Origin of the sequence: Burkholderia ambifaria AMMD (assembly GCF_000203915.1) — a bacterium.
Classification (GTDB): Bacteria; Pseudomonadota; Gammaproteobacteria; order Burkholderiales; family Burkholderiaceae; genus Burkholderia; species Burkholderia ambifaria.
The window spans coordinates 601,829-623,924 of record NC_008392.1 but is presented as its reverse complement, the minus strand read 5'-3'; the positions used below and the strand labels follow the sequence as shown (position 1 = coordinate 623,924).

Genomic DNA, 22,096 nt, shown 5'->3' with positions numbered 1-22,096 from the left:
ATCGACCAACGGGGGAATCCAACCATGAAACGAATCCGGACATTCGCGCTGCTCGCCCTGCCGGCCTCGCTCCATGCCGCCGGCGCGCACGCGCAAAGCAGTGTGACGCTGTACGGCATCGCCGATGCGGGCATCGCGTACGTGCACAACGTGCGCAACGCGAACGGCAGCAATGCGTCGAACCTCGTCAGGTTCAGCAGCGGCAACCTGTCCGGCAGCCGCTGGGGGCTGCGCGGCATCGAGGATCTCGGCGGCGGGCTGTCCGCGCTGTTCCAGCTCGAGAACGGCTTCAACCTCGGCACCGGCGCGCTCGGCCAGGGCGGGCGCGAATTCGGCCGCAAGGCCGTCGTCGGCCTCGCGAGCAACACCTACGGCACCGTGACGCTCGGCCGCCAGTACGATCCGGTCGTCGATCTCGTGCAGGGCCTCACCGAGGACAACTACTTCGGCGGCGTATTCGCAACGCCAGGCGACCTCGACAACTACGACAACAGCCTGCGCGTCAGCAACTCGGTGAAATACACGAGCCCGTTGATCTCCGGCTTCCAGTTCGCCGCGCTGTACGGCTTCGGCGGCGTCGCGGGCGCGACCGGCAGCGGCCGCACCTACAGCTTCGGCCTGAGCTATGCGAACGGCCCGCTGTCGCTCGGCGCCGGCTACTTCTTCGCGAACGGCGGCTCGACGGTCGCGAGCGGCGTGCGCACGTGGTCGAGCAGTTCGGACACGCTGTTCAACACCGTGATCAACCAGGGCTTCTCGAGCGCGAAGTCGATCCAGATCGTGCGCGTGGCCGGCCAGTACGTGGCCGGGCCGGCGACCTTCGGCCTCGCGTATTCGAACACGCAGTACGGCGCGGACACGCTGTCGGCCTTCACGCAGAATGCGAAGTTCAACAACGGCTCCGCGTTCTTCAACTGGCAGTTCTCGCCGGCGCTGCGCGCGGGCGTCGGCTACAACTACACGTCGCTGACGGGCCCGACCGCCGCGCACTACAACCAGGTGAACCTCGGCGCGGACTACGCGCTGTCGAAGCGCACCGACCTGTATGCGCTGTTCGGCTATCAGAAGGCGAGCGGCAATACGTTGAATGCGAGCGGCGCGATCGTGAAGGCCGCGGCATCGGTCGGCTCGTATGGCGTGAACTCCGGAACCGATACACAGGAACTCGCGATCGTCGGCATCCGTCACAAGTTCTGACGGCGCACGTCGCCTCGCGCCGACCCGGCGGACGCACGTTGCGATGTGCGTCCGCCGCGCGCCGTGTCGCCCAGTTCTAATGCCGTCGCATCCCGCCGAATCCGTGGCCGCCGCCGACGAAGGCCGGGCCATGGTGAAAGCCCGCGCCCATCGGAACGCCGACGCGGCCGCGCCCGACTCCGTCGAAGTGACCGAAGTGACCGAAGTGGTCGAAGTGATGGCGATGATGGAAGCGGTCGATGAAGACGAAACTCACGCCCGTGCCGACGAAAACCGCCGGCCCCCAGTACCACGGGTCGGTGTACGGATAGGCGGTATCCGGATACCACACGATGCTGCCGTCCGGGCTTTGCACCATCTGCCAGGTGCCGTCGCTTTGCCGACACGCACGCCCGACGATCTGCTGCTCCGTGCCGTCGATTTCCGCCTGCGCGACGACCGCACGACAACGGGCGCCTTCGTCCGGCGAATCGTCGCCGTACGTTTGCGCAAGGACGCACACCGAACACCCGAGACAGACCACGCCCATCCCGAACCGAAACAAATTGCACATGATCGGCTCCTGCATTGTTGCCCCCGACCATTCGACCCTTGGCGTCACGCACGGCGCCGGCTTCGTATAGGGTCACCCGACGATTGAACGACCGGGCACGGCGGATTATTCCAGGGGTCGTGATGCGAAAGCGCGACGCGGCAACCGCCGTCGATCAGGCGCGCGGCGAGCGCCGCACGATGCAGTAGACGCCCGCGGCGGTCACGCCGAAGGCCAGATGGGCGACCAGCGTGATCGCGCCGCGCACGGGAACGAACCACGGAAAGATCGCGGTGAACGCGTGCAGGTTGACGCCGTAGAGAACGAGTCCGAACACGCCGCCCGCGAGCAGCGCGGCGCCGGGCGACAGGTTGCGGACCAGCTTCGCCAGCACGGCCGCATAGGCCAGCGACAGCGCGGCGTGCACCAGCGTCGCGACGCCCATGATCAGCGGATCGAACCCCGAGGACGCGCCGAGCACGGCTCGCCCCATCACGATGGCGGCCGTCAGGCGCGCATCGCGGAGCAGGTTGTGAATCGCATCCTCGCCGGCGATCGGCCAGACCATCAGCTCGATGACGGTCGAGCCGACCGCCGCGCCGAACGCAGCCCACAGAATCGGCACCGGACCGTTCCGTTTCAAGCGCCCTCCGCGATGGCCGCCCGCCGCAAGGCGGGGCCTACAACGGACGTTCGCAGTCCGTCCAGTACGCGAACGGATCGCGATGCTTCGGATAGTGCTCGTCGAGCCACTTCAGCAACGTCGCACGCGCGTTGTCCATGTCGGCCTTCGATGACGACGTCGTCAGCTCGTGCACTTCGACGGACTTTTCCCGATCCATCACATAGCAGTTCCAGTCCGGGCCATCGCCATCCGGATCGTCGGACGCCTTCGACGACTTGCCCCAGCCGAACCCCTTGCGCGCATCGATGTAGTAGCGCGGATGCACTTTCAGATACGACATCTCGCCGCCCTGCAGGCTGCTTTCCGCGCGCAGCACGTCGCGCTCGTCGACGATCTGCGTGACGTCCGGAAGCCGGCGCGAGCGCCAGCCGGCCGGCAGCGTCGCCGTCGCGCGAACCGCGTCGTACGCGCCCCACGTGAGGCCCCAGGCTTCGGCCATGCGCTTCATGAACGCATCCGCGCCCGGATAGCCGCGCAACTGGATCCGCGTCGACAACGTGACTTCGACCCGGCCGTCGGGGCCGGCGGGGTCGCCTGCCGCTTCGAACGGGTTGCCCGGACGCGACGCGCGCTGCTGCGCGTCCGCGGGCGCCATGCCCGAAAACAGCTGGTCGAGCGCCGCACGCGCTTTCGACGACTTGTCTGGTCTATTCATTACTCACTCTCTCCCTCTGCATCCGTACGTCTGCAGACACTGTCGATTCTCATTCATTATCGGATCTCGCGGTTTTCCGCGATCGCATTGTCAATCATCCGGCATCCCGGGTCGAGCCGCGGCGACGTCAGGCGCCCTTCGACGCACGCGCCGGCGGCTGCACCGCCTGCCCCAGCGCCGCCCGCATCCGCTCCATCAGCGCGAGCACCTCGGGACGATTCTCGCCCTTCGCATGCACGAAGTGATACCTGAGCGGCGACTCCACCTCGTGCCGGCTCACGCGGACGAGCGCGCTGCGCTCGAGATACGCATCCGCGAGCGGCACCCGCGCCAGCGCCACGCCGAGCCCTGCTTCCGCCGCCGCGAGCACCAGGTTGTAATCCTCGAAGCGGCGATCCTGCGCGCGCGGCTTGAACGCAATGCCGAGCGCGTCGAACCAGGTACGCCAGCCGGTCACGTCGGAATCGTGCAGCAGCGGCATCTCGAGCAGCGCGGCGTCGCCGCTTCGACGGCGCAGCGCGGCCAGCTGTGCGGCGAGCCGCGGATGCGCGACCGGATGGAGCGTCTCCGGCATGAACTCGCGGGTTTCGAGCTGACGCCAGTTGCCGCGCCCGTAGCGGATCGACAGATCCGCCTCGCCGGCGGCGATATCCACGTTGCGCACTTCGATGCCGAGCTCGATGCGCAACGCGGGCGCTTCGCTCTCGAGTGCATGCTGCCGCTCGAACAGCCAGAGCTGCGCGAATGCCGGCACCACACTCAGCTTGACGAGGCGCGGCGTACGCGGCGAGCGCCACTGGTCGGCCGCGCCGTCGATGATCGTGAACGCCTGTTCGATCCGGCCGACGAAGCGCTGGCCGTCCGGCGTGAGGCGCACGCCGCGCGCATGGCGTTCGAACAACGCCATGCCCAGCCAGTTCTCGACGGCGGCCACGCGCCGGCTGATCGCGCCGTGCGTGACGCCGGACACGTCGGCGGCCGCCAGAAACGAACCGTGGCGCGCCACCATGCAGACAGTCTCCAGGCTCGCCAGCGGCGGCCGCGAGCCAGATGCCGGCGTGATGGCCGACAGCGCGTCCGCCACACGCCGAGGCGTGCGTGCCGAGCCGTCGGCCCGGCGCCGCACCGAGCTGTGAGCCATATTCATATTCGGATGTTGATCTGTGCGCTAGCTTAACATCTCGCCCCACCGCACCATTGTCGCATGAACACCCTTTCCTCCTCGTCGCGCAGCGCGCGACAGCCGCTCGTCGCGGCCGGCGCGGTGGCGTTCACGATCGTCTCGTGGGCCTCCGCTTTCCCGTTCATCCGGATCGGCCTGCACGGGCTGGCGCCGCTGCAACTCGCGGCCGCACGCTTCGCGACCGCGGCCGTGCTCGTGATCGCATGGCTGGCGTGGCGGCGGCCCGCGAAGCCGTCGACACGCGACGCGTTGCGCTTTCTCGTCTGCGGGTTTCTCGGCATCGCGCTCTACAACGCGCTGCTCAATACCGGCGAGCAAACCGTGTCGGCCGGCGCGGCGAGCTTCATCGTGAACACGCTGCCGATCTTCACGGCGCTGCTGGCCGCGGTGTTTCTGCACGAACGCTTCAATCGCTGGGGGTGGGCCGGTTCGCTGATCAGCCTGGCCGGCATCGCGGTGATCGCGCATGGACAGCCCGGCGGGCTCGTGCTCGGCTCGGGGAGCACGCTGATCCTCGGCGCGGCGCTGTGTTCGGCCAGCTATTTCGTGCTGCAGCGGCGGCTGATTCCCGTGTACGGCGCGCTGCCCTGCGCAGCGTATACGCTGCTGGCCGGCGCGCTCCTGCTCACGCCATGGTTGCCCGGCGCGGTCGCGTCGCTCGGCGGCGCGTCGCACGACACGACGCTGGCCGTGCTGGTGCTCGGCGTCTTTCCCGCCGCGCTAGGTTACGCAACCTGGACTGTCGCGCTCGGCCACTTCGGCGCGGCGCGCGCCGCCAATTTTCTCTACCTGACGCCGGCGGTCGCGACCGCATTGTCGATGATGCTGACCGGCGAGCGGCCCGGCATCGAGACGGTGTGCGGCGGGTTGCTGGCGATTGCGGGCGTGATAGTCGTCGCGTTGCGTGGGCGGACGTAGGATCGCGATTTCGTCGAACGGCAAGAACGATCCGACGAACGATCTGACAGCGGTCCGGTCATGCCGGGCCCGGTTATCTGCAAAGCCGAACGCATACGCCGCTCATATCGACCCGCACCAATTCGCTGACGCGGCCGGGCTCGACCGTTAGTTGCATCAAAGAGAAGGCGATGAAAGTGTGCAGACAAACCGACCGAACAGTTCGCGATTGATTGCATCGCACTGTCCATGGCCATCGGCATCGGCCCGGTCGAATAATCGAAGCAATCGACAGCAGCGCGAAACGGCCACCAACCTGCACGACGGGCCGGCGCAACAATCACGCGAATCGCCTCACATTTGCGCAAGGCTACGCAATTCGGCGAAGCGGGCACATACGCGTTCGGATATATTCATACCAATTGCGTGTCGCCTGACGAAAGCATCCCGTTCGCTCGGGGAACCGCTCGGCGCCGGCATTTTCCGTCGACGTCGAGAGCCGGCGGCATGCAAGCCGGCCCCCTCACGGGTCATGGAGATTCGTCCGGCACGCCGATCGCCTCACAAGGGCGCGCAAGCGGCCGGACGGCACTAGAAATATCAATCAACGGAGATGGCAGATGGAACGAAGCACTGTCGGCATGCGCTGCAAACCCCTGATCACCGTCGCACTCGCAGCCGCCGCATTCGCGGCCGCGTCGGGCGCGATGGCCGATCAGGTCGTGAAGATCGGCAGCGTCGAACCAACGACGGGCGGCATTTCGCACCTGGGCAAGGACAACGAGAACGGTGCGCGCCTCGCGGTCGAGGAAATCAATGCGAAGGGCCTGACGATCGGCGGCAAGAAGATCACGCTGCAGCTCGACGCGCAGGATGACGCGGCCGACCCGCGCCAGGCCACGCAGGTCGCGCAGAAGCTCGTCGACGACAAGGTCGTCGCCGTCATCGGCCACCTGAACTCGGGCACGTCGATCCCGGCCTCGAAGATCTACAGCGACGCGGGCATCGTGCAGATCTCGCCGTCGGCCACGAATCCGACCTATACGCAGCAGGGCTTCAAGACGACCTACCGCGTGGTCGCGACCGACGCGCAGCAAGGTCCGGCGCTCGCGAGCTACGCGCAGTCGAAGGGCGTGAAGAGCGTCGCGGTGATCGACGATTCGACCGCGTACGGCCAGGGCCTCGCGAACGAATTCGAGAAGAAGGCGAAGGCGCTCGGCCTGAAGGTGCTGTCGCACGACGCGACCAACGACAAGGCCGTCGACTTCCGCGCGATTCTCACGAAGGTCAAGGGCGAGAACCCGGACGCGATCATGTACGGCGGCATGGACGCCACCGGCGGCCCGCTCGCGAAGCAGGCAAGGCAGCTCGGCCTGCGCGCGAAGATCCTGTCCGGCGACGGCGTGTGCACCGACTCGCTGGCCGAACTGGCCGGCCCGGCGGCCGACAACGTGCTGTGCTCGCAGGCGGGCGCCGCGCTCGAGAAGATGCCGGGCGGCGCGGCATTCCTCGCGAAGTATCAGAAGCGCTTCAACCAGGGCATCAAGTTCGATGCGCCGTTCGCGTACGACGCGGTCTACATCGCGGTCGACGCGATGAAGCGCGCGAACTCGACCGACCCGGCGAAGGTGCTCGCCGCGATGCCGTCGACGAAGTACGAAGGCGTGATCGGCACGACGACGTTCGATGCGAAGGGCGACCTGACGCACGGGATCATCTCGATCTACGGCTACAAGAGCGGCAAGAAGACCTTCCTCGACCAGGTGAAGATGTAACCCGCCGCGACGCCGGCACGACGGGCACGCCACCCGTCGGCGCCGGCGCCGCCCGGGTCGATTCGCGTTTTGCGGAGATGAAGCGACATGTGTGCAATGGCGTATACGGAATTTCAACAGGAGTTGAAGAAAGCGCAGTTGACGGCGCGGGAATTCGCCCGTCTGATCCGGATGAACGAAAGCTCCATCACGAACTATTCGAGCAAGGGCACCGTCCCGTCCCACCTTGCGGTCATCGCGACCCTCATCGGCGCGCTCGCCGCGCACGAGATCGATTTCCGGCACGTGATCGGCAACACGGCGATCGAACCGAAACGCCCGCGCGGCGTCGGCGCGTTTCCGGCGGCGGGTAGCGCCCAGTCCGGGAAAAAGAATCGCGGCGCGTCGTGATCGGCCGGGCCTGACAGCGGCGCGCTCGATCGACGCCGCGACATCCGGCGCGGCTTGCGGCAAGTGAACGGCGCGCCATTTTTGTCTTCTAGGCAATCCGTTCGGCGGTTGATGCAGATGCCCGCTTCACCGCACCACCGCCGGCCGGCGCCGGCGGCTCGCCGAGGATTTCGCGCAGATGCGCAAGCACCTCGGCGCGATGCGAGTCAATAAAGAAATGCTCGCCGCCGAACACCCGCACTCGGATCGGCAACGACGAATACCGTTGCCATTCGCCCAGATCGTCGAGTGCGACCAGCGCATCGTCGGCACCGGCGAGCACATGGACCGGCACCGGCACCGCGCGAATCGCCGCACGCCAGGTTTCCCGGCACTCGAGGTCCGCACGGATCGTCGGCAGGAACAGATCGATGAAGGCATCCGCATCCAGCATCCCCGCGGGCAGCCCTTCCAGCAGATTCAGTTCCTGCACCAGTTCGTCGCGGGGCAGATCGTGCAGCCGGCGCCGACGTCGCGACGGCAGATGCGGCGCCGCGCATCCGGACACGGCCAGCGCCGACGGCGGCATGCCGACGTCGACGAGCCGGCTCGCCAGCTCGAGCGCCAGCGCGCCGCCCATGCTGTGTCCGAACAGCACGATGCCCGCGTCGGCGAGTGGCAGCAGGCTTGCCATGACATGGTCGGCGAGCGCGCCCATCGTGCGCAACGGCGGCTCGCGGAACCGCGCGCCGCGCCCGGGTAGTTCGACCGCGCACACTTCGACGTCGTCCGGCAACCCGGCATGCCAATGGGCGTACGCGGAAGCGTTGCCGCCGGCGTACGAGCAGCACACGAGCCGGATACGCGGCGCGCGGACCGGCATGAAGACTTTCAACGCTGCGGTGGGGGTCATGAGTGTCGTGGTCGGGAGGTCGGGTTCATCGGTCGAGCAAGCGCCGGCCACGCGCCGGACGCGTACGTCAGGCAGGCGAGCCGGTATGCCGCCTCGCTTCCCACAGCGCTTCCATGCGCGCGGTAATGGCCGGCAGCTGATCCCGCGCCACGCAATACCTGACCGTACGCAGCGGCGTGCGCAGGATCGGCAGATCGAACACGCCCTCTCCTTGCGCATCGATGCCGAGCCGCGTCTTGACCCGATTGGCGCCCACGTTGTCGGCCGGCGACTCGAACCGGATCGAATCGAGCGAGAAGCGCGCGAAGAATGCCGCCATCGCCTTCACGTACGACACGATGCCGATGCCGAGCCGCCGATGTTCCGGGCTCCAGATATGCGCGTGCATGACGCCGCTCACATACTGCCCCGGCGCCGCCCCGGCACGCGGCTCGAGATGCGTGAGTTCGTGCACGCCCACGGTCTGTCCTTTCAGCGCGACGCTCAGGATCGCGTTGCGTGGCGTGTCGGCGCGCGTGTCCCGCTCGATGTTGAGCGCGAGCATGTCGCGCATCTGGCGGCGGCCGGGCAGCCGCGCCGGGTCGACGCCCATCTCGATCAGATGGCTGTCGCCGCTGTCGTACCAGTACGCGATGAAGCCGTCGATGTCGGCGCTGTCAAAATCCCGTACCTCAATATCCGCTACGTCGATCACGCCACGCTCCCTTTGTCGCTTCACTGCGGTCGACCGGGCCTTGCGTGCCCGCGTCGGGCCATGCCGTGAAGCGGCCGGCCAATCCGTCTGTCGCGATGATGCAGACATCCGGCACCGACCGTCAGCTGTAGTTTTTTGCAGGATCAAAGGAATTGCGCGTCGCCACGGTTAGTCGCAGAATGTTTTCGAAATCCAGCCATTCATGGCATCGAGTCCGCACTTCGAATCACGGCGGATGGCGTGGCTTCATGGCCTTTTTGGTATCCGAACCAATCCCGTCCGGATCACCGCGATTCAGCCGGATCACCTCCGGCATCACACCGCACATCGTCGCGCCAACGGCTACTTCCCGCCGCGCGATCCGATCCGTTCCGCATCGATGTTGTTCCGCTTCCGGCCTGCCGTGGCGACGCCGCGGCCAGTCGTCCGCCCATGTTTGAAGGTAACGGTCGTCATTCGCGCGCGATGCGCAGCGGCCGGGACACACGCCAAACAAGGAGGTTGCTCTTGGATCTGAAACCGGACGGACATGCGATGCCGGCTTACTTCGACACGTGTTCGCACGACGGATACGTCCGCGTGTCCGCTACGCAGCTCGCATCGATCACGCTCGCCCTGCTTTATGCAGCGTGCGACGAACGCGTACTGAGCGACGCATGGGATCTCGGCCTTCCCGCGTGCCACGCCGGCCATTGCGAATGGATCGATACCAACTGGCGCCCGCCGATGACCTTCGGCTGGGCCTGGTTGACGGATCGCGATCGCACTTGCCGAATGTTTCCGAACAGCGTGACCTCCAACGTGATGATCGTCTGCGCACGAGGCTACGACGTCGGGCCCGACCACACCCGATCGCTGCTCGCGGACTGGATCAATACGCTGCCGTGGACCGTTAGTGTCCGTGCGCATCTCGCACTGCCGGTCCTGTAAAAAGTTGCAGTTTCGACGCGTCCTCCATTTCGCATTTAATGCGTACGTCCATTGGAGTTCGCACATGCACCAAACCACTATCGGAAACGCGTCGCAACTGTCCGCATCGAACCTCGCGGCACTCGCGTCGTATCGACACGCAATCTTCATCGAGAAGCTGGGCTGGCAGCTTCCGGTAGTCAATCAGCAGGAGTTCGATCAATTCGATCGACCGGACACGATCCATATCTTCGGTCGCGAGGATAGCGGCGCGATCTGCTCGTGCGCCCGACTGCTGCCGACGACCCGGCCGTACCTGCTGAGCGAGATTTTTCCCGGGCTGATGGGCGCGGCACCGGTGCCGAATGCGCCGGATATCTGGGAACTCTCGCGCTTTTCGTCCTACATCCTCGGCGCCGATTCCGGCGGCCTCAAGCGCGCGCATGCGAACACGCGCAGATTGCTGGCGGACATCGTGGAATTCGCGCGCTCGAACGGCGTTCGACGGCTCATCACGGTGTCGCCGCTCGGCGTCGAACGGCTGCTGATGCGTCTGAACGTTCATGCGCACCGTGCCGCGCCGCCGCAGATCATCGACGGAAAGCCGGTGTTCGCGTGCTGGATCGAGATCGATGAAATCACGTGCGCGTCGCTCGGCATCGACTGTCCGCGCACGCCGACTCCGAGCTGAAATTGGGCCGGCTGCGGTCCCAACGCATGCCGTCCCGCGCGACGCGGCGACGCCCTTCCTTCCCTACGATATTCGCCCCATGCAGCGAGAGACCATTCCGGCCTTCGACGGTCGGCCCCTGCGAGTGTTTCATACGGAACGCTCGACCGGCCGACGCAACCTGATGCTCGTTTTGCCGTTCGGCGTGCGTCATGCGATGGTCGAACGACTGTGCAACGCGCTCGAGCCGCACTTCAACGTGATCACGTGGGAATCACGGTTCGTGCTCGACCTGCAGGATGATGCGACCGACGACGCATTCGACGTCGAATACCACGTGCGCGATCTCGTGACGGTTGCCGCGCATGCGAACGACCGCGTCGGGCACGACGGCCCGATCGATGTGATCGGCTATTGCTCCGGCGCCGGCGTCGGCCTGCTGGCCGCCGCGCGCTACCCCGACAGCGTCCGCCGGCTCGCACTGGTGTGCGGCGAATTCATGCTGAAGCCGTCGGTCTGTCCGCCGAGCAGCTTCCAGCGCGAAGTGGACGTGCTCCTTCCGGTCGCGGCGACGAGCAAGGAAATGGCCGGCATGCTGTTCGACAAGATCTCGTCCGGCCGCAGCGCGCCCCAATCCGAATTTCATTCGTTCATCTCGGTGCCGTTCTCGAGCGCGGCGCACCTGCACCGCTACGGACTGAACTACATCGCGTACCGGCGCACCGACTTCCTCGACGAAGCCGCCACCGTCACGCAGCCGACGCTCGTGATCGCGACGCGAAGCGATCGACAGGTGCTCCCGGAAAGCGCACGCATCATCGTGGCGCATCTGCCGGACGCGAGCGGCGTGTACGAATTCGACGGCGACCACTACGAGCTGTGCCGCGCGCAGCCGGCCATGACCGACACGCTGCTGCAATTCTTCGGAACGCAAGCCAACCGATCGGAACCTGTTCAATGAACCATTCGACCATCGACGGCCGCTTCGCCGAGCAGGTGCGCCGCACGCCGGAGCGCATCGCACTGGAGGGAACGGCGCACGTGCCGCCGCTCACCTACCGCGAACTCGACCGCTGCGCGAACCGGCTTGCCGCGGTGCTTGCGCGGCACGGCGTCACGCAGGGCGCGCCCGTGCTGCTGATGCTGCCGCGCTGCTCGAACGCCGTGATCGCGATGCTGGCGATCGTCAAGCTCGGCGCGATCTTCGTCCCGCTCGATCCGAACTACCCCGCTGCGGTCAAGCACGCGTATGCACGTGACAGTGCGGCGCGGCACGCGATCGCGGCCGCAGGCGACGACACGCTGCGCGAGTCGGGACTGTCGGTGATCCACATCGCCGATCTCGCGAACGACAGATCGGCCGACGCTCCGCCGCCCGCCGCGTCGCACGGAGCCGACGCGCCGGCCTACGTGATGTTTACGTCGGGAAGCACCGGCAAGCCGAAAGGCGTCGTGGTGCCGCATCGCGGTGTCGTGCGGCTCGTCGACCGGCCGAACTACATCGCGATCCAGCCGGACGATGCCTTCCTGCTGCTGTCCCCGATCACCTTCGACGCGTCGACGTTCGAGATCTGGGGCGCGTTGCTGAACGGCGCGCGCCTCGTGGTGTACGACGGCGCCATCTTCGATCCCAATGCCGTTTCGCAGCTGATTCGCGAACAGCGCGTGAGCGTGATGTGGCTGACCGCCGCGCTGTTTCATCTCGTCGTGCGCCGCTATCCGGCCATGCTGACCGGCGTGCGTGTGCTGCTGGCGGGCGGCGACGTGCTGCATCCGGACGCGGTCAATGCCGCGCTCGATGCGTTCCCGGGCATCACCGTCGTCAACGGATACGGCCCGACCGAAAACACGACGTTTACGTGCTGCCACGTGATGACGCGCGACAACCGGCCCGACGGCGTCGTACCGATCGGCACGCCCGTGACCGGCACGTCGGTGCATGTCGTGCGCGGCGACGGCGATCTCGCGTCGGTTCCGGACGGGCAGGAAGGCGAGCTCTACGCCGGCGGCGACGGCGTCGCGCTCGGCTATCTGAACCAACCCGACGCGACCCGCGCGGCCTTCGTGCCGGATCCGGCCGGGCCCGGCCGGCTGTACCGCACCGGCGACATCGTCCGGCGCCGCGCGGACGGCACGCTCGAATTCGTCGGTCGTCGCGACCGGCTCACGAAGATCCGCGGCTACCGCGTGAGCCTCGACGAGGTGCAGCAAATCGTCGCGCGCTTGCCGTGCGTGGAGGAATGCGTCGTCCAGGTTCGCGAAGATCCGAACGGCGAAAAGTTGCTGGTCGCCACGGTTCAGACCAACGAACAGCGCGACAACATGCCTGCGTTCATTCGCGGCGAACTGCGCAAGCTGGTGCCTGGTTTCATGATTCCCGACGCCATCGCCGTGTGCGCCGAACTACCGGTCAACGCGAACGGCAAGGTCGATCGGGTTCGACTCGCAAGTCCCATCTGAAAATCCGGAGAACGTAATGACTGAAAAAACTGTTGCCATCCCCGACATGATCGCCTCGACCTGCCGGGACACGCTCGGCTTCGCCGACCTGCGCGGCGACGAGGATTTCTTCGACCGGGGCGCCAGCTCGCTGACGATCGTCGAACTGCAGATTCAGATCGAAAACCGGCTGCAGGTGCGGGTGCCGACCAGCAAGCTGATGGCTGCGCCCACGATCGACGGCTGGGCCGGCATCTACGAAGCAGCGGCCGCCGAACTCGCGTAAGCGCGTGCGTCATTTCCCGAACACCGCTTCGTCCGTTCGAAGCGGATGCATTTAATCGATTCGACCAGGAGCACCTCCATGCAGAACTTTCGACTGACGCCCGAGGAAATCGCCACTTTTCGCGCGCAAGGCTACATCGGCCCGTTCACGCTGTATTCGCCCGAGGAAGCGCGCGAGCGCTACAGGACGATCCGCGCGCAGCTGTTCGATCGTGAATACGCGGTGTACGACCTGCCGCCGACGAGCCCGATCGCCAATTACGATCGCCACCTCGACGTCAATCTGCTGAGCGAGCATATCGGCCGGCAGGAAATCGTCCAGCGGCTGAACTCGATTCTCGGGCCCGACGTCATCTGCTGGCGTTCGGAGATGTTCCCGAAGTATCCGGGTGACGAAGGGACCGACTGGCACCAGGCCGATACGTTCGCGCATGCGTCGGGCCAGCCGCAGATCGTGTGGCCGGGCGATCAGCGTTTCGGCGGCGCGATCACGGTATGGACGGCGCTGACCGACGCGACCGAGCAAAACGGCTGTCTGCGCTTCGTGCCGGGCACGCATGAAGAGATGTTCTACGACGAGTCGCGGAAGATGCAGTTCGATCCGTCCAACATCAATGCCCTCGAGAAGGACGGCATCAAGCGCGGCTTCTTCGGCTACGACTATCGCAGCCTGCAGAAGGATCCGGACTGGAAGCCGGACGAGAGCAAGGCCGTGTCGATCGTGATGAAGCCCGGCCAGTTCGTGATCTTCTGGTCGACGCTGATGCACTCGTCGTTTCCGAACTCGACGGTCGACCAGACCCGGCTCGGCTACGCGAGCCGCTACGTGCCGGCCGCGGTCAAGGTCTATCCGGACACCGACACCGTCGACGAATACGGCAGCAAGATCTCGCTCGACAAGTTCGGCGTCGTGCTCGTCTCCGGCGAGGATCGATTCGGGCATAACCGCCGCGTCGAGCGCAACGCGCGCGGCGTCAGCTTCGCGCAGCAACCGTCCTACGCCTGACCGACCGCACCCGCGGCCATGAAACCGGCGAACGGCGCGGCGCGCCGTTCGTCATTCGACCGGTGCCAACCCATGATCCAGCCTATCGAGATACCTCATGTCCGGCGCGTCGACCACGTCGTCGCGTCCGTCGTGGCGAGCGTCCTCGGCCGCGACGCCGTGACGCCCGACGACGACTTCTTCACGATCGGCGGCTCGTCGATTTCCGCCGCGCTGGTGAGCACCCAGCTCGAGCGGCAGCTCGGCCACGACGTGCCGGTGCGCCTGCTGTTCGAATATCCGTGCCTTCGCGTCTTCAGCGAAAAACTGCTCGAATCCATGAGCGTGGCCGCACGGTAGTTCCGAGATCACTGTCCTGAATCGCCTTCTCCTCGGAGGAATTCGCTTTGAACAAGCACTATCGCGCCGAAATCTACGATTTCGACAAGCAGGTCGAGCGCGCGGATCTCACGCTCGCCGATGCCGCATTGCTGATTCGCGATCGCAAGGCCGCCGCGGTCCTTGTCGATTTGGTCGATCCGAGCGCGCTCGACCGATGGTGGGACGATCCGGCCTTCCCGCCGGTCACGCAGCACCAGAGCTTCGCCGGCGCCGGCAAGTCGGGGCTCGCGATCGGGCCGACCCAGCGGCTGGTGAAAGAGCAGTTGATCCCCGGTCTGATCGACTACTTCTCCTATGCAGGCCGCACGAATGCGGCGCTGCGCGACACGGAATTCGTCAAACTGTGTGTCCGCGAACTCGGCGCCGGTTCGGTCCGGGTCGGCGACTGGGGCGAACTCCCGCTCGTGTCCAAACGGGAATACCAGCCGGTGCCCAACGGGCTCTACAGCGTCCCGCCGCATTGCGACGCGATCCACTTCGGCCGCGAACCGCTGAACTGGCCGATCAAGGACGGTTACGACGAAGGCTACGATCAGATCTCGCTCTTCCTGTCGATTCAGGATGCGGAAAACAGCGCCGGCCTCGTCATGTGGGACTACCGGCCCGCGACGCGCGCCGAGCTCGACGAACTGATGAGCGAATTCGCGCAAACCCGCCGCATCGACCGGCTCGACCGTGTGCGCAGCGTCACCATCAACGGGCGGCCCGGACAGCTGAACATTCTCAACACGCGCGTCATGCACGCGGTCGAGCAATGCACGACCGTGCGCCGCACGCTCGGATCGTTCCTCGTCTGGCACGACGGTCAATGGCGGATGTTTCACTGATGACGGCCATCGCTTTAACGGAGGGGAACGACCCCGCGCGCAGTCGGCTCGAGGCCGAGATCGCGGCGTTCGAACGGTTCGCCGAGTCGAGCACGATCGGTCGCGCGCGCGTCGAGCGGGTCGAGCGCTTCGGCTTCGTGATCCATCCGCCCCACGCGAACGCGGCGCACGAGCCGCGATTCGACCTGTTGTTCATCGCGCTGACGCACGGCAACGAATACGCGGGACTCCCCGTGCTCAATGCGCTTTGCCGCTACGTGGAGGCCGGCGTGCTGGCGCCGTCGGTGTCGATCGGCTTTCTGCTCGGCAACGTCGACGCCGCGCGGCGCGGCACGCGCTTCGTCGAACGCGACTTGAACCGCACGTTCGGTCGCGCCGGGCGCGACACGGCCGACGACCGGCGCGCTCGCGAGATGGAGCCGGTGATGAGGCGCGCGCGCTTCTGCGTCGACCTGCATCAGACGATCGAGCCGTCGGAAGCGCCGTTCTTCGTCTTCAACTACCACCCGACGAGCCTGCAACTGGCGCACGCGATCGCACCGGACACGCCCGTCGTCACGCATTGGGGCAGGCCGTTTTCCACCGCGTCCGCCGGCGGCTGCACGTCGGACGAATTCATCCAGCAGGGCGACGGCGTTGCGCTGAGCATCGAGCTGGGCCAGAAGGGCTTCGGCCTCTATCAGATCGCGGCGGGCGTGCGCGTGTGCCTGGACGCGATCACCACCGTCAGCGCGGTCGTCCACGGCGCTTCGCTGCCGCCCGTCGACGCGTGCGTGAATCCGATCTATACGTGGGCGCACATCGTCCCCTATCCGGACGGCGAGGTCAGGCTCGACGCAGGCTTGCGGAATTTCCAGCCGATCCGGGCCGGCGATCGTCTCGGCACGCGGGACGGCGCGCCGCTCGTCGCCGGCACGAGCGGTCTGCTGCTGTTTCCGAAGTACCGGCGATCCGAATCCGAGCCGAAGCCCGCGGAGCTTTACCGTCTATTGAGGCAACCGGCATTGTCCGAACTGGGCAAGGGCGACTGCCTTATGCCGCAATCCTAATCATTCCGCACACGTGGAGGCATCATGCAGCATACCTACCCAGCTCAACTGATGCGCTTCGGCACCGCGGCGCGCGCCGAGCACATGACCATCGCCGCGGCGATTCACGCGCTCGATGCGGACGAAGCCGACGCCATCGTCATGGACATCGTGCCCGACGGCGAGCGCGACGCGTGGTGGGACGACGAGGGCTTCTCGAGCTCGCCGTTTACGAAAAACGCCCACCACGCGGGCATCGTCGCCACGTCGGTCACGCTCGGCCAGCTCCAGCGTGAACAGGGGGACAAGCTCGTTTCGAAGGCGGCGGAGTACTTCGGGATCGCCTGTCGCGTCAACGACGGCCTGCGTACGACCCGCTTCGTTCGGCTGTTTTCGGACGCGCTGGACGCGAAGCCGCTGACGATCGGACACGACTACGAAGTCGAGTTCCTGCTGGCGACGCGACGCGTGTACGAACCGTTCGAGGCGCCGTTCAACTTCGCGCCGCACTGCGACGACGTGAGCTACGGGCGCGACACCGTGAACTGGCCGCTAAAGCGATCGTTTCCACGGCAGCTCGGCGGGTTTCTGACCATTCAGGGCGCCGACAACGACGCGGGCATGGTGATGTGGGACAACCGACCGGAATCCCGCGCCGCACTCGACGAGATGCACGCCGAATATCGTGAAACCGGTGCGATCGCCGCGCTCGAAAGGGCCGCGAAGATCATGCTGAAGCCGCAGCCCGGTCAATTGACGCTGTTCCAGAGCAAGAACCTGCATGCGATCGAGCGCTGTACGTCGACGCGACGCACGATGGGCCTGTTCCTGATCCACACGGAAGACGGCTGGCGCATGTTCGATTGAGCGACGGCGATCGTGCTTCGCGCTCGATTCGCTCGACACGCTTCCCATCCGCCGGCCGGTTCGACGAACCTGCCGGCCTTTTTCACTTCCGGCGTCCGTGGGCGCCGGCATTTCCGACAACAGGCACCTCCATGAACGACATCGTGCTGGCCATGCGCGCGCGTGGCATCAAGTCCTCCGCAGTGCGCGAGCTGCTGGAGTTCAGCAAGAATCCGGACGTGATCTCGCTGGCCGGCGGCATCCCCGCTTCCGACCTGTTCGACATGGACGGCATCGACGACACACTGGGCGCCATCCTGCGCGACGAGCACCGCGACCTGTTCCAGTATGGCCTCACCGAAGGCGAAGCGGGCTTGCGCCAACAGATCGGCAACTGGGCCGGCACGCTCGGCATACCGGCTTCGCCGGAATCGATACTGATCACGTCCGGATCGCAGCAGGGGCTCGATCTCGTTGCGCGCGTGCTGTTCGATCAGGGCGATCGCGTACTCGTCGAGCGGCCGACCTATGTCGCCGCGCTGCAGGTATTCCAGTTCATCGGCGCCCGGATAGACGGCATCAACGGCGGCCCGGACGGGCTCGATCTCGACCAGGTCGAACGCGAACTGAAGCGCGGCGGCGTCAAGGCGATCTACCTGACGCCGAATTTCGCGAATCCGACCGGCTATACGATGCCGCTCGCGCAGCGTATCCGCCTGGTCGAACTCGCGCAGCGTCATGGCTGCGCGATCATCGAGGACGATCCGTACGGCCAGTTGCGCTTCAGCGGCGCGGCGATCCCGAGCCTGCTGTCGATCGCTTCGCAGCAGCCGGGCGGCAACCGCACCGTGTGCTACCTGTCCACCTTGTCGAAGGTCTTCTCTCCCGGCGTGCGCGTCGGATGGATCGTGCCGCCCGCGGCGCTGCGTCCGCCAATGGCCGTCGCGAAGCAGGCATTCGACCTGCACACGTCGACGCTGACGCAGAACATCGTTGCGCGTTATCTCGCGTCGGGCCGCCTGACGTCCCGCATCGACGTGCTGCGCACCGCTTACCGCACGCGCCGCGATGCGCTGACGAAGGCATTGCGCGACGCCTTCGGCAACGACCTGTCGTTCAACGAACCCGAAGGCGGGATGTTCCTGTGGTGCCGCTTCGCGCGGCAAGTTCCGGCGGAAAAGGTGCTCGAAGCGGCCATCCGCGAAAAGGTCGTGTTCGTGCCCGGAAACGCCTTCTATGCATCCGATCCGGAACGCGACACGCTGCGCGTGTCGTATTCGATGCTGGGAGAACAGAGTGCCGAAGAGGCCGCTCGCCGGTTGAAGCGTGCGTGGGACGCCGTCGTGCGCGATTGACGCAGTCGACGCTGTCGTGACGTGGCGCGCATCCGGATACGCTTCCCCGTGCGCGCCGCCCCCGTCACTCGCCGACGATCTGCATCGCAGGGGCCGAGCGCGAATGCGCGCGCAGCGTGAGTCGCACGAGCGGCGCGGTCAGCGCCGTCGTCACCAGCGCGAATATGACGAGGATCGTATAGACGCGGGTCGGAAGAATCTGCATCTGCAGCCCGATCGACAGCACGATCAGTTCCATCAAGCCGCGCGTATTCATCAACGAGCCGACCAGCATCGCATCGCGCGGCGCAAGCCCCGTCACGCGCGCACCGACGTAGCTGCCGCCGAACTTGCCCGCGAACCCGCCGGCGAGAAACACGCCGAACCACATCCATGACGACGCATCGTCGATCATCCCGATCGACGCGTGCAACCCGGCGTACGCGAAGAACACCGGCATCAGCACGAGCTTCACGAAGCCCTCGACATTCTCGCGCCACTCGACGTCCAGCCCCGGCACGCGACGCACGAACAGCGCCGCCGACAGCGCGCCGAACGCGCTATGGAAACCGATCAGCGACGTTGCGACCGCCGACGCCAGCACGAAGCAGAACAACACCGCCAGCCGGTCGCGCGTCGCGTGCGCCGTTTGTGCCAACCGCATGAGCAGCGGGCGCACGACGAAGCGCGCCAGCAACGCACTGATCGCCAGAAACACGAGCAAGCTGGCGAGCATGCGCGCGAAGGCCCAACCAGGACCGTTCGACAGCGACGCGATCGTCGCCAGCAACATCCAGCCGAGCGCATCCGTCAGCATCGCCGCAGACATCGCGTGCCGCGCGCCGCTCATCGCGCCGAGCCTCAGATCGTCGACGATGCGCGCCATGACCGGCACGGCCGACACCGCGAGCGCGACACCGCAGAAGAGCACGTACGGCAGCCACGGTGCGTCGATCGCAAGCGTGTCCTTCGACACGACCGCGATGACCATGCCGATCGCGGCCGGTATGCACAAGCCGCCGATCGCGACGGCGACGGGCACGCGCCACCGGCCGCCGCGCAACGTGACGCCGAATTCCATGTGCAGCCCGAGCTGGAACATCAGCAACACCAGGCCGATCTCCCCGACCTGCGCCATCGCCGACGGCGCGCGCGGGCCGAACAGCACATCGTAGAAATCCGGTGCGATCGTACCGAACAGCGAAGGGCCGAGCAAGAGTCCGGCCGCGATTTCGCCGACGACCGCACATTGGCCGAGCCGCTCGGCAAGACGGCCGCAGACGTTGCAACACGCGATCACGAGCATGAGTTGCAGCAACCAGATAGTCATGGAATGCCTCGGGAAAAATCGACTGGCGGAAACGGGGAAGCGGCGCAAAGCCGAAGTGTGGTCGAACGCGCATCGCAACGCGTGCAGTACGTACGCACACTTCGCGATGCCGTCAACCGAATCTCGGCATCGATCCTATAGCGCGGCTAAGCGTGGCGATACTGGAAGGACCTACAGGCGGGCGGCGCCCGGCGACGGCCAGATGTGAAGCACGCGCTCAAGCCGCGCGATCGGCCGCACCGGACAACAACCTGCCGTCGCCACCGGACGGCGCGTGGAGAAAGCCGTTGCGAATGAAGTTCGCCATTTCCTCGACCAGCGGCGTCGTTCCGGATGGCGGCAGATGCAAGGTCACGGCGAAATCCGGCAACGTGGGCAAGCCCTGCGCCGGTCGCAGCATTTGCAGATCAGAGGGGACCGTCGACGCGAGCCACGCGGTCACCGCCATGTCCATTCGGACGGTCGCCTTCGTCGCTTCGATGTCACCGTTTTCGAACACCGTCCGCCATGCGATCTCGTGCTGCGTCAACGCGTCGAACAACGCGGGGCGAAACACGCACGCGTCGCTGACGATCGACACCGCCAGCGGCCGCTTCAGGTGCGCGTTGCCGCCGACCGCACCGACCCACGCGAGCGGCTCGGTGCGCAGGCGCTCCCCGCCCGGCTCGCTCGCCGGCTGCTCGATCACCGCGATATCGACTCTTCCATCGAGCAGCGCGGCCGACAGTTCGACCGACGCAAGATTGACGAGCACGATCTCGACGTGCGGATAGTGCTGAGCAAACGCCTTGAAAACGCCGGCGAGATAGGTACCGACCAGATCGGACGGCGCGCCGACGCGCAACACGCCGGCAAATACCGGCTCGCTCATGTCGTCCCAGATGCGGTCGTTGAGCCGCACGAGCTGCTCCGCCCGCTCGAGCAGACGTTCACCCGCGGCAGTGAGTTTCAGGCGCCCCTGCGAGCGATCGAACAGCCGCTGGCCAAAGCACTCCTCGAGCCGCTTGATCTGCTGGCTGATCGCGCCCTGGGTCAGATGCAGCGCGTGCGCCGCCGCCGTCATGGTCGAGCGACGCGAAACGGTGACAAAGGTGCGCAACAGACTCGTATCGAGATTGCGGGGCATGGGGAAAAATAGAGTATTAGCAACGCTAATAGGCTCATTATAAACATTCCATACCCTAGCTTGCGAAAGACTTTTAGAGTTTGTCAGGCACCCGATCCCATTCGCGCCAAGACGGATTCCAAAGCCGCCCGCTCTTCATACGAGGTTGTCCAACCATGTCCCAGACGCTGTTCTCACTGATCGTGTTCGTCATCGTCGCCACCATCACGCCGGGCGGCGCGACCACGCTCGCGACGGCGTCGGGCACGCAGTTCGGGTTCAGGCGCAGCGTGCCGCTGCTCGGCGGCATCGCGCTCGGCCTCGCATCGCTCGCGGCAATCTCGGCGGCCGGGCTCGCCGGGCTGCTGCACGCGGTGCCGGCGCTGCAACTGATCATGAAAGTGCTGGGCTCCGCCTACCTTCTGTGGCTCGCGTGGAAAATCGCGTCGAGCGGCGCGCCCAAGAGTCACGTGAATGCATCGCAAACGCCGACCAGCTTCCTCGGCGGCGCGCTGCTGCTGTGGCTCAATCCGAAAGGATGGACGATGGCGCTCGGCGCGGCCGCGTCGTTCGCGGCGCTGACGCCCGACCCGATGCACCTCGCCGTGATACTCGGTATTGCATTCGGCATCGCAGCGATCTTTTCCCTCGTGCTGTGGTGTACGGCCGGCGTGCTGCTCGGCCGCACGCTGCGGACCGACCGTCATTGGCGCATCGCAAACGTTACGCTGGGGCTCCTGCTCGCGCTGTCGATCGTGCCGATCTGGCTCGACTGATCGTGCGGGCATGCCGTACCGCATGAAAGAGGCAACGTGCGCGCAGCACACGAGATGCGCGTAGCCGACAAGAACAAACGGCGGTTCGCCGTACCACGCCGTCGACAACGCTCGACTACATCCCGATCGAGCGCTTCGCTGAAGATTCAGATTCGACTCGACGCTTGACGGTCCGTCTGCCGGCCGGACGCTGGCGGGTTCGTCACCGTGCATCGACGACACAACCGGCTCTGCATCACGCACGTGCGAAGCATCCGTGC

General features: G+C 66.1%; 24 protein-coding genes. 16 read left to right on the top strand and 8 right to left on the bottom strand.

Annotation, left to right across the window (positions count from 1 at the left end; all coding sequences use genetic code 11):
• Positions 1-24: 24 nt before the first annotated feature.
• Entirely contained in the window at positions 25-1,197 is a 1,173-nt protein-coding gene (locus tag BAMB_RS30240) for a porin (RefSeq protein WP_011660941.1), read from the top strand.
• A 76-nt stretch (positions 1,198-1,273) separates the two neighbouring features.
• Here the strand turns inward: BAMB_RS30240 and BAMB_RS30235 are convergent, their stop codons facing one another.
• The 4 genes from BAMB_RS30235 to BAMB_RS30220 form a co-directional block, all read right to left on the bottom strand.
• On the bottom strand, positions 1,274-1,750 hold the full coding sequence (locus BAMB_RS30235; RefSeq protein WP_011660940.1) for a hypothetical protein: 477 nt from the start codon (positions 1,748-1,750) through the stop codon (positions 1,274-1,276).
• A 154-nt stretch (positions 1,751-1,904) separates the two neighbouring features.
• Entirely contained in the window at positions 1,905-2,372 is a 468-nt protein-coding gene (locus BAMB_RS30230) for a hypothetical protein (RefSeq protein WP_011660939.1), read from the bottom strand.
• 37 nt (positions 2,373-2,409) lie between these two features.
• Positions 2,410-3,069 (bottom strand): hypothetical protein, encoded by a 660-nt coding sequence (locus BAMB_RS30225; protein WP_006749736.1) that lies wholly within the window; start codon positions 3,067-3,069, stop codon positions 2,410-2,412.
• A gap of 127 nt (positions 3,070-3,196) precedes the next feature.
• Positions 3,197-4,216: a LysR substrate-binding domain-containing protein gene (locus BAMB_RS30220; protein WP_011660938.1), complete on the bottom strand. Its 1,020-nt coding sequence runs from the start codon at positions 4,214-4,216 to the stop codon at positions 3,197-3,199.
• A 57-nt stretch (positions 4,217-4,273) separates the two neighbouring features.
• Between BAMB_RS30220 and BAMB_RS30215 the strand changes: the two genes are divergently transcribed.
• From BAMB_RS30215 to BAMB_RS30205, 3 genes are all read left to right on the top strand, one after another.
• Positions 4,274-5,170, top strand: a complete 897-nt coding sequence (locus tag BAMB_RS30215) for a DMT family transporter (RefSeq protein WP_011660937.1) — start codon at positions 4,274-4,276, stop codon at positions 5,168-5,170.
• 599 nt (positions 5,171-5,769) lie between these two features.
• On the top strand, positions 5,770-6,924 hold the full coding sequence (locus BAMB_RS30210; RefSeq protein ID WP_006756574.1) for a branched-chain amino acid ABC transporter substrate-binding protein: 1,155 nt from the start codon (positions 5,770-5,772) through the stop codon (positions 6,922-6,924).
• An 87-nt stretch (positions 6,925-7,011) separates the two neighbouring features.
• A complete protein-coding gene (locus BAMB_RS30205; RefSeq protein ID WP_041491789.1) occupies positions 7,012-7,314 on the top strand; it encodes a hypothetical protein in 303 nt (100 codons plus the stop codon).
• 88 nt (positions 7,315-7,402) lie between these two features.
• Here the strand turns inward: BAMB_RS30205 and BAMB_RS30200 are convergent, their stop codons facing one another.
• Positions 7,403-8,257, bottom strand: a complete 855-nt coding sequence (locus BAMB_RS30200) for a thioesterase II family protein (protein WP_011660936.1) — start codon at positions 8,255-8,257, stop codon at positions 7,403-7,405.
• Positions 8,258-8,273: 16 nt separating this feature from the next.
• Positions 8,274-8,900 carry a hypothetical protein gene (locus BAMB_RS30195; protein WP_041491787.1) on the bottom strand — a complete coding sequence of 209 codons (627 nt, stop codon included), beginning with the start codon at positions 8,898-8,900 and terminating at the stop codon, positions 8,274-8,276.
• A gap of 507 nt (positions 8,901-9,407) precedes the next feature.
• Between BAMB_RS30195 and BAMB_RS30190 the strand changes: the two genes are divergently transcribed.
• The 11 genes from BAMB_RS30190 (at position 9,408) to BAMB_RS30140 (ending at position 18,646) form a co-directional block, all read left to right on the top strand.
• A complete protein-coding gene (locus tag BAMB_RS30190) occupies positions 9,408-9,830 on the top strand; it encodes a DUF4902 domain-containing protein (RefSeq protein ID WP_041491786.1) in 423 nt (140 codons plus the stop codon).
• 64 nt (positions 9,831-9,894) lie between these two features.
• Entirely contained in the window at positions 9,895-10,500 is a 606-nt protein-coding gene (locus BAMB_RS30185; RefSeq protein ID WP_011660933.1) for an acyl-homoserine-lactone synthase, read from the top strand.
• Positions 10,501-10,579: 79 nt separating this feature from the next.
• Positions 10,580-11,440, top strand: coding sequence for an alpha/beta fold hydrolase (locus BAMB_RS30180; RefSeq protein ID WP_011660932.1), 861 nt, complete (start codon positions 10,580-10,582; stop codon positions 11,438-11,440).
• Positions 11,437-12,939, top strand: a complete 1,503-nt coding sequence (locus BAMB_RS30175) for an amino acid adenylation domain-containing protein (RefSeq protein WP_011660931.1) — start codon at positions 11,437-11,439, stop codon at positions 12,937-12,939. Before BAMB_RS30180 ends, BAMB_RS30175 begins: the two co-directional genes overlap by 4 nt.
• A gap of 16 nt (positions 12,940-12,955) precedes the next feature.
• Positions 12,956-13,204, top strand: coding sequence for an acyl carrier protein (locus BAMB_RS30170; RefSeq protein ID WP_011660930.1), 249 nt, complete (start codon positions 12,956-12,958; stop codon positions 13,202-13,204).
• Between the two features lie 78 nt (positions 13,205-13,282).
• Positions 13,283-14,209: a chlorinating enzyme gene (locus BAMB_RS30165; protein WP_006749751.1), complete on the top strand. Its 927-nt coding sequence runs from the start codon at positions 13,283-13,285 to the stop codon at positions 14,207-14,209.
• Positions 14,210-14,281: 72 nt separating this feature from the next.
• Positions 14,282-14,548: a phosphopantetheine-binding protein gene (locus tag BAMB_RS30160; RefSeq protein ID WP_006749752.1), complete on the top strand. Its 267-nt coding sequence runs from the start codon at positions 14,282-14,284 to the stop codon at positions 14,546-14,548.
• Positions 14,549-14,595: 47 nt separating this feature from the next.
• Positions 14,596-15,417 (top strand): hypothetical protein, encoded by an 822-nt coding sequence (locus BAMB_RS30155; protein ID WP_011660929.1) that lies wholly within the window; start codon positions 14,596-14,598, stop codon positions 15,415-15,417.
• Complete coding sequence (locus BAMB_RS30150) at positions 15,417-16,466, top strand: succinylglutamate desuccinylase/aspartoacylase domain-containing protein (protein WP_011660928.1); 1,050 nt, start codon at positions 15,417-15,419, stop codon at positions 16,464-16,466. The genes BAMB_RS30155 and BAMB_RS30150 overlap by 1 nt, the downstream gene beginning before the upstream one ends.
• Positions 16,467-16,490: 24 nt before the next feature.
• A complete protein-coding gene (locus BAMB_RS30145) occupies positions 16,491-17,312 on the top strand; it encodes a hypothetical protein (RefSeq protein ID WP_011660927.1) in 822 nt (273 codons plus the stop codon).
• Between the two features lie 131 nt (positions 17,313-17,443).
• Positions 17,444-18,646, top strand: a complete 1,203-nt coding sequence (locus tag BAMB_RS30140) for an aminotransferase-like domain-containing protein (RefSeq protein WP_011660926.1) — start codon at positions 17,444-17,446, stop codon at positions 18,644-18,646.
• A 64-nt stretch (positions 18,647-18,710) separates the two neighbouring features.
• Here BAMB_RS30140 and BAMB_RS30135 read toward each other — a convergent pair whose 3' ends face one another.
• Entirely contained in the window at positions 18,711-19,955 is a 1,245-nt protein-coding gene (locus tag BAMB_RS30135; protein WP_011660925.1) for a cation:proton antiporter, read from the bottom strand.
• A gap of 217 nt (positions 19,956-20,172) precedes the next feature.
• Positions 20,173-21,081 carry a LysR family transcriptional regulator gene (locus BAMB_RS30130; RefSeq protein ID WP_011660924.1) on the bottom strand — a complete coding sequence of 303 codons (909 nt, stop codon included), beginning with the start codon at positions 21,079-21,081 and terminating at the stop codon, positions 20,173-20,175.
• Positions 21,082-21,236: 155 nt separating this feature from the next.
• Here BAMB_RS30130 and BAMB_RS30125 point away from each other — a divergent pair, with 155 nt between their 5' ends.
• On the top strand, positions 21,237-21,836 hold the full coding sequence (locus tag BAMB_RS30125; protein WP_011660923.1) for a LysE family translocator: 600 nt from the start codon (positions 21,237-21,239) through the stop codon (positions 21,834-21,836).
• The last annotated feature ends 260 nt before the right edge of the window (positions 21,837-22,096 follow it).